The following is a 1,114-nucleotide window of genomic DNA, read 5'->3' as shown; positions in this document are numbered from 1 at the left end:
CCGCCTGGCTGGCCGCGGCGGCCGCGGTGGCGATCGTCGCCGCCATCGGCATCTCCTGGGGCGTCACCCGCAACGCCGCCACGCTGGCGCAGGCGCAGTTGGAACCGCTGGAGCAATACGCGGCCACCGGAACGGCCCGGGTAGTGGAAGCCAACGGCACCAGGGAACTCGAGATCAGGCTGAGCGAGAACGAGGCGCAGGGATACCAGGAGGTGTGGTTGATAGCACCGGATTTGTCCGCCTTGGTCAGCCTCGGCGTGATGGACTCGGACACCGGCAGGTTCGCCATCCCGGACGGACTGGACCTGTCGCGGTTCCCCATCGTCGACGTTTCGGACGAACCGCTGGACGGAAACCCCGAGCACTCCAGCGTCAGCATCGTCCGCGGCACCCTCGACACCTAGCCGTCCCCCCGGTAACGACAGGAAGGTCCCGCAGCGCACCCGAACATCCGTCGACAGCCGGAGGAACCATGCAGCAGCAAACGGAGACGCGGACCGGGCGGGCCGTGCCGATCCTGGTGTTGGCCAGTTCCCTGGCGGCCATCGTTGCCGCCTTTTGGGGCAGCGGGGCGCTTATGGGAACGCCGATCCAGGAGGCGGCAGGGGGTTGGCTGAATGAGGACTCGACGCCGCTGGCCCCGGCCTCGGCCGCCTTCCGCATCTGGTCGCTCATTTACCTGGGCCTGCTGGCCTACGCGGTGTGGCAACTGTTGCCGGCCCAGCGGCAGTCGGAACGACACGCGGCCCTGCGTCCCTGGGCGGTGGCGGCCATGCTCCTGAACGCTGCCTGGATCTGGGTGGTGCAGGCCGGCCTGTTGGTGTTCAGCCTCACGGTGATCGTTGTCCTGCTGGCGGTGCTGGCGCGCATCCTCGTGCTGCTGGTCTGGTCGACGTCCGGCGCGTGGCTGGACACCCTGATCACCGACGGCACCTTCGGGCTGTATCTGGGCTGGGTCACCGTGGCCACGGTCGCCAACACCTCCGCCGTCCTCGCCGCGTCCGGGCTGGACGGCCTGGGGCTGCCGGTCACCTTGCTGTCCTCCATCGTGCTTGTCGTCGCGGCGGCGGTCGGCGTCGGAACCGCCCTGTACAGCCGCGGCCGGCTCGCGCCT

2 protein-coding genes are annotated in these 1,114 nt (G+C 69.5%); both read left to right on the top strand.

The features are described from left to right. The coding region (locus tag AC5RUJ_RS16925) for an anti-sigma factor (protein WP_494156325.1) at positions 1–404 on the top strand (404 nt) is incomplete at its 5' end. A gap of 68 nt (positions 405–472) precedes the next feature. After that, the coding region (locus tag AC5RUJ_RS16920) for a TspO-related membrane protein (protein ID WP_494156324.1) at positions 473–1,114 on the top strand (642 nt) is incomplete at its 3' end.

It is taken from the genome of Arthrobacter sp. Y3223164 (assembly GCF_059091005.1).
The sequence above is the reverse complement of the archived record's forward strand: the minus strand, read 5'-3'. Positions and strand labels throughout refer to the sequence as shown.